Here is a 6,107-nt window from a genome sequence, read left to right as displayed (position 1 = left end):
ATCCCGTCAGTTCCGCCATTTTTATAAAGTTACATGACCCTGTTGGGAGCCATTAGCTCAGTTGGTAGAGCACCTGACTTTTAATCAGGGTGTCGAAGGTTCGAGTCCTTCATGGCTCACCATTTTTGAAATTATATGTTATAATATAATTGTATTGCGGACGTGGCTCAGCGGTAGAGCATCGCCTTGCCAAGGCGAGGGTCGCGGGTTCGATTCCCGTCGTCCGCTCCATATTTGCGCCCTTAGCTCAGCTGGATAGAGCGTTTGACTACGAATCAAAAGGCCGGGAGTTCGAATCTCTCAGGGCGCGCCATTAACTTCATAAGCCGGTGTGGCGGAATTGGCAGACGCGCGCGACTCAAAATCGTGAGGGAAACCGTGGAGGTTCGAGTCCTCTCACCGGCATGTATTTCGGGATGTAGCTCAGCTTGGTAGAGCACCTGGTTTGGGACCAGGGGGTCGCATGTTCAAATCGTGTCATCCCGATTCAAAGGAAAGGTCGCTGGAAGCAGTGGCTTTTTTTATTGCATTTATTATCTTTTTGTATAATTCAGTAATCGCCAGGTCACACTAACACAAAAAGTGGGACGGAAGGGATTACTGTGAAGCGATTAAGTTGGAAAAAACAAATGAAACGGCGCTGGAAACAGGGAAGAAGAATGGTGTGGGCCTGCACCATTTTTGGAGTAGCTTGTTTGCTGGCTGGGTTGGGTATTCTGTTTTCAAGACATATGCAAGCTATGCTGTCACAGCCACTTGCTACTACCGTTATGGCAGAGGTTGATATGGAGGAATCCTCACACACAACACCGGCTGAAGATCGCTCCTCACAGATGCAGGTTTTGCAAAGTATCCGTGCTTCCGGTATAAGCAGGAAAACTCACCTGTTAACCACCTATGTGTGTGGTACAGAAACACTTTCCTTGGGAACGCTAAGCTCGCAGCAGCTGGAAAATTTACTGAAACAGCATCCCGACTGGAAGGGACGCCTTAATACTAAGGGAGAGGTATGGCTGGAGCGAAGGGTGGAGGACCTGTCAGAATCGTGTAAAGAACACGGGTACATGGGCTTGAGCGCTGACGGACAACTCACTTTGTTTGAAGGGCCACCTAAAAAGGAGAAGGTTATACGGACTTTTTTCCAACTGGATGTGGACTCCATGGAAACGGCTTTGCCGGAAGGGGTGTATGAACAACTTCAACAGGGAATCCGTGTACAGGATATAAACGAGTATAACAGTGTAATCTCTACTTTTAGTGACTTTGCGGTGGAACGAACACAGAGGGTATTAAAACAGCAATATTGATTAGAAGTAAGAGACGTCAGGCCTTTACCGACCAGGTGATGCTTGTGGCGTCTCTTTTTATGTTTTCACTCAGAGTTAAATTTTTTCCTCTATTAGATGCAAAGTTTTGTTATAATGAAATGAACGACACATATGTTCGCTTTGTATGGAATTTAGCCATAAATGTATTAAGGATAGAGTTGGCTGATGGTTAGTTAACGCCATGGTTTAGCGATAGGGGAGAGATTTTTTTGCGTTTTCTAGGAATTGATCCGGGTATTGCTATTGTGGGCTTCGGATTTGTGGACAAGATTGGGAGTAAGGTGGTTCCTGTGCAGTACGGCTGCATTCAGACAGAAGCCCATACACCGGAAGAAGATAGGCTGCTTCATGTGTATGAAGGCATGCTGCAATTGATTGACAAATATAAGCCTGATGCGGTAGCGCTGGAAAAGCTTTTTTTTAATCGCAACGTTACGACTGCTATGTCTGTAAGTCAGGCGCGTGGTGTGCTGATGCTGGCCGCAAGGCAACGTAATCTCCCTATAGGGGAATACACTCCGATGCAGATAAAGCAGGCTATTGTAGGGTATGGCAAGGCGGAGAAGAAGCAGGTGCAGGAGATGGTTAGAATGTTTCTAAAGCTCCAGGCTGTGCCTAAACCGGATGATGTAGCGGATGCTTTGGCAGTGGCTATTTGTCATGCGCATTCCTATGGGCTAAATTCAAAATTAAATGAGGTATTGCGAAAATGATAGATTTCTTGCGTGGTTCTGTGGCTCACTTGGAAAATGAATATGTCGTTTTGGATGTGCAGGGGGTGGGATATCGGGTGTTCTGTCCGAATCCTTACGCCTTCGCCAAAACGGAAGGACCGGTGGTTATTTACATTCACCATCATGTAAGGGAAGATGCTATTTTACTGTTTGGGTTTGCAACCCGTGAGGAACAGCAATTATTCCGTAAACTGATCGACGTATCTGGTATTGGACCGCGTGTGGCACTTGGTATTTTGGGAGGCGGTACGCCTGCTCATGTGGTGACGGCGATTTATCAGGAAAATATCACCTTTCTCACCAAGTTGCCGGGAATCGGTAAAAAGACGGCGCAGCGCATGATTCTGGATTTGAAGGACAAGCTGGACGGTATTGGTTCACTGGGGATGGTGACCGGATTGTTTGCGGAGCCTGTCGTGGAAGAGGGCGAGGGCTCTTATTGGGGCGAGGCACGTGAGGCCCTCAAGGCGCTCGGTTACACAGAGGCAGAGTTGGATAAGGTATGGAGCAAAATGAAGAAGGATGCGAAACCTGATGAATCTGCCGATATTTTGATGAAACGGGCTTTGCAACTGTTGTTTGCCGGATAGGACGCTGATGTCCGTTGACAGAAGTCTGGTGAAAAGAGGAGCGATGGAAAATGGATGAACGGATTATTTCCGCCAATTTGATGATGGAAGACCAGACGGCGGAGCTAAGCCTTCGCCCCCGTTATCTTAATGAATATATCGGGCAAAATCAGGTTAAGGAAAATTTGAAAGTTTACATTGAAGCGGCCAAAATGCGTAAAGAAGCGCTGGATCATGTACTGTTGTACGGTCCACCCGGGTTGGGTAAAACGACTCTTGCCAACATTATTGCGAATGAACTAGGGGTTAATTTGCGTACCACCTCAGGGCCTGCGATTGAGAGACCCGGAGACTTGGCAGCGCTGCTGACTAATCTTCAAGAAGGCGATGTTTTGTTCATTGATGAAATTCATCGCCTCCATCGAACGGTGGAAGAAGTCATGTACCCGGCGATGGAGGATTTTGCGCTGGACATTATGATTGGTAAAGGCCCGAGTGCGCGTTCAGTTCGCCTGGATTTGCCGCCCTTTACCCTTATAGGGGCTACTACACGCGCTGGGCTGCTTTCTGCGCCGTTGCGCGACCGGTTTGGTGTTATCAGTCGATTGGAGTTTTATACGACGGACGAGCTCGCCTACATCGTGTCCAGAAACGCGGATATTATGGAAATTGAGATCGTTGGGGATGCAGCCGAAGAAATCGCATTACGTTCACGGGGGACACCACGGATTGCGAACCGACTGTTAAAAAGGGTGCGTGATTTTGCCCAAGTTGCCGGAGACGGTATGATCCATTCAGAATTGGCCGCAGAGGCGCTGAGAAGACTTCAAATTGATCCTCTCGGACTGGATGAAATTGATCATAAAATGCTTAAGGCCATGATTCATTCATTTCGGGGCGGACCTGTGGGATTGGATACCATTGCTGCAACCATCGGTGAAGAGAGCCAGACGATTGAGGATGTATATGAGCCATATTTGCTGCAAATTGGACTTTTACAAAGAACACCTCGGGGGCGGACGGTGACTCCAGCGGCATATGCTCACCTTGGAATTCCCATGCCAACCGATCCACGGTGACTAGGAATGGTGGACTTTAATTACAAGAGAACAGTGCAAAATACGGTTTAAAGAGAACTCTAATTGAGATTAATTTATAGCGTAGCTACGCAATTATGGTAAGTGTGATAGGGGAAGTACAATATAGTAAGTACGATATTGGCGGAATAGGATCGTTAGGGGAAAAGACCATATGAGTAAGAATTATGCATGTTCAAATTCCGGTTTATTCCGCCGATGTATTTAAAGGGACAGGCGATGGTCGAGATCCCGCCAAATCATGCTTTATGCAGGCTAGGACAGCCAGAATGGGGGGAGTCAGAAATGAATGGAAAAGCATTGAACCGAAAAACAATTTTCAGTGCATGGACGGGCCGGGCCAAACGAGCAGCAGCGATTATGGTATTAGCTACAGTTTGCATACCCTGGTCTTCAAGTGTTCACGCTGCTGCCCAAGAAGATATTCGTGTAGTGATCTTTGCGGATCTAGGCAGCAAATATAAAGCAACAGTTCCCGCGGTAACCTTGAAATCATCAGAAGGTCTGAGTGTCGGACAGAACAGTGGAGGCAGTTTCCAGGCTTGGATGGGACTACCGGACAATACCGCTCGTTTTAGTGTAGACAGCTATCGGGTGAAGGTACTTGAAGGAAATGAAGCAACTGCAATTAAAGCGGCTCAAATCCTGCAAAAGACGAATGATAAACCTACGGTTTTTATCGGTTCTAAAAACGGTAGCTCTGTCTATCAGGTGTACGCGGGAATTTATGCAAGTGAACAGGCCGCACAGGCTGCTGTACAGCGGATTTCTTCGGCAACCGGAGCACAGGCTGAAGTTAAGGGGAATAAACACTGGTCTGTAGGAAGCTATGGAAGCGAGCAGGAGGCAAATCTCGTTCGAGCGACAATTGCTGCCGCAGGTTTTGATGTTTTTAGTGTGATTCAATCCAGAGGTCAGTATGCTGTGTGGGTTGGAGAAGAGAGCAACGACAGCAAGCTGTCGACTTTAAAAACAGAGCTGGAGAGCAAGCAGCCCAAACTTACGTTATCTAAAGTTAGTGTTACTCAAACTGGACTCATGATAAGACAAGAAGCAGGAGTAACGACAGGCTCGCAAGCGATGTCACATTATATGCTGAGTGGCTCCAATAACAGCAAGGTCATTGTCAACGGCGGTAATAATGGGATTCAAGTGGTTGAAAGATCACAGCGTACATATCGCGGCGACATGGAGATTAGCATGACGTCAGGACAACTGGCGCTTGTTAATGATGTACCGCTCGAGCAGTATTTGTATTCCGTGGTAGGAGCTGAGGTCTACTCTTCATGGCCTGCTGAAGCCCTCAAGGCTCAAGCGGTAGCAGCTCGCAGCTATGCCCTTGCCCAAGGCAATCGGTTTCAGATCGGCAATGTGGTGGATGGAACGTTAAGCCAGGCTTACAATGGCAAAGGATCGGAACACGCGAATGTCAGCGAGGCTGTAGATGCCACGGCTGGTGAAGTCATTAAAAGCGGCGGTAAAGTGGTCGAAGCTGTATTTTCATCTAATGCGGGCGGTGTAACAGCAGATGCTTCCGAGGTATGGAACAGCGGTGGTGAAGCCTTCGCCAGTGTAGATAGTTCGGGAGATACAACAGCGCAAAAAGGAGCACAGCAGTGGTATCATGTCCTTCTCTCCAGTGGTCAAACAGGTTATATACGTGAGGATAATGCCAAGGAGCTGGAGGGAGTCACAGAAGCAGGGCTAGACAAAATTACCGTTACTACTGAAAATACCAATGTGCGCCCTATCCCCCAAATTCAGTCAGCTGTTGCACCAGTAGCCAAGGCGCAACCGGGTGAAGAGATGATTATCTTGGAGAAGGTGCCTCAATCCGGAGACTATGCATGGGTGCGTGGACCTTTTACAGCAGCGCAAATTGCTAAATCACTACAAGGGAAAGTAACGGGTACAGTACCGACCTCAATCAATCATCTGGATGTTACCAAACGCGGTCCGTCAGGACGTGTGCTGGAGGTTGAAGCCAACGGGTCCCCTTTGACGGTAAAATACCCCGATATGTATCGTTCAGCGATGGGGGGATTACCTAGCACTCTGTTTGATATTGCGAGTACCGGCAGTTATACTGTATTAGGCGCAGATGGGGCTACTTCTCATATAAGTGGTGCGCAAGGAACTCAAATTTTGTCCGCATCCGGGAGCAGCACTTCAAGCGGTAACGGGGTGATCGTCATGAATGAAGACCGTCATGCACGCGTCATTGATAAAACGCAAAGCTTTATTTTTACAGGCAAAGGGAACGGTCACGGGCTGGGTCTATCGCAATGGGGAGCCAACGGTTTGGCCGAGCAGGGGTATGATTACAAGAAAATTTTGCAACACTATTACAAAAATGTGGATATAGTTAAGGAATGACCA

5 protein-coding genes and 5 tRNA genes are annotated in these 6,107 nt (G+C 47.7%); all 10 read left to right on the top strand.

What is annotated here, in order from left to right:
- The first annotated feature begins 46 nt into the window (after positions 1-46).
- The 10 genes from KQI_RS0115140 to KQI_RS0115095 all read left to right on the top strand — a co-directional run bounded on the left by KQI_RS0115140 (position 47) and on the right by KQI_RS0115095 (position 6,104).
- Positions 47-122 (top strand) — tRNA-Lys (locus tag KQI_RS0115140).
- Between the two features lie 34 nt (positions 123-156).
- Positions 157-231, top strand: a tRNA-Gly gene (locus KQI_RS0115135).
- 5 nt (positions 232-236) lie between these two features.
- Positions 237-313 (top strand) — tRNA-Arg (locus KQI_RS0115130).
- Between the two features lie 12 nt (positions 314-325).
- Positions 326-405, top strand: a tRNA-Leu gene (locus tag KQI_RS0115125).
- A gap of 7 nt (positions 406-412) precedes the next feature.
- A tRNA-Pro gene (locus KQI_RS0115120) sits at positions 413-486 on the top strand.
- A gap of 116 nt (positions 487-602) precedes the next feature.
- A complete protein-coding gene (locus KQI_RS0115115; RefSeq protein ID WP_029390175.1) occupies positions 603-1,307 on the top strand; it encodes a BofC C-terminal domain-containing protein in 705 nt (234 codons plus the stop codon).
- Positions 1,308-1,537: 230 nt separating this feature from the next.
- On the top strand, positions 1,538-2,041 hold the full coding sequence (ruvC, locus tag KQI_RS0115110; RefSeq protein ID WP_010347647.1) for a crossover junction endodeoxyribonuclease RuvC: 504 nt from the start codon (positions 1,538-1,540) through the stop codon (positions 2,039-2,041).
- Complete coding sequence (gene ruvA, locus KQI_RS0115105) at positions 2,038-2,652, top strand: Holliday junction branch migration protein RuvA (protein WP_010347646.1); 615 nt, start codon at positions 2,038-2,040, stop codon at positions 2,650-2,652. Before ruvC ends, ruvA begins: the two co-directional genes overlap by 4 nt.
- 50 nt (positions 2,653-2,702) lie before the next feature.
- Entirely contained in the window at positions 2,703-3,710 is a 1,008-nt protein-coding gene (gene ruvB / locus KQI_RS0115100; protein ID WP_010347645.1) for a Holliday junction branch migration DNA helicase RuvB, read from the top strand.
- Positions 3,711-4,013: 303 nt separating this feature from the next.
- The gene (locus KQI_RS0115095) at positions 4,014-6,104 is read left to right on the top strand and encodes a SpoIID/LytB domain-containing protein (protein WP_010347644.1); all 2,091 of its coding nucleotides are present in this window, start codon (positions 4,014-4,016) and stop codon (positions 6,102-6,104) included.
- Positions 6,105-6,107 lie beyond the last annotated feature (3 nt).

This window comes from Paenibacillus peoriae KCTC 3763, assembly GCF_000236805.1.
In the GTDB taxonomy this organism is placed as follows: Bacteria; Bacillota; Bacilli; order Paenibacillales; family Paenibacillaceae; genus Paenibacillus; species Paenibacillus peoriae.
Note: the sequence above shows the minus strand (reverse complement) of the source record. Positions and strands in the feature narration are given on the sequence as shown.

Excerpts from the sequence above, each read along its gene's own strand:
- ruvA (WP_010347646.1), top strand. The coding sequence starts at position 2,038 with ATGATAGATTTCTTGCGTGGTTCTGTGGCTCACTTGGAAAATGAATAT.
- ruvB (WP_010347645.1), top strand. The coding sequence starts at position 2,703 with ATGGATGAACGGATTATTTCCGCCAATTTGATGATGGAAGACCAGACG.
- KQI_RS0115095 (WP_010347644.1), top strand. The coding sequence starts at position 4,014 with ATGAATGGAAAAGCATTGAACCGAAAAACAATTTTCAGTGCATGGACG.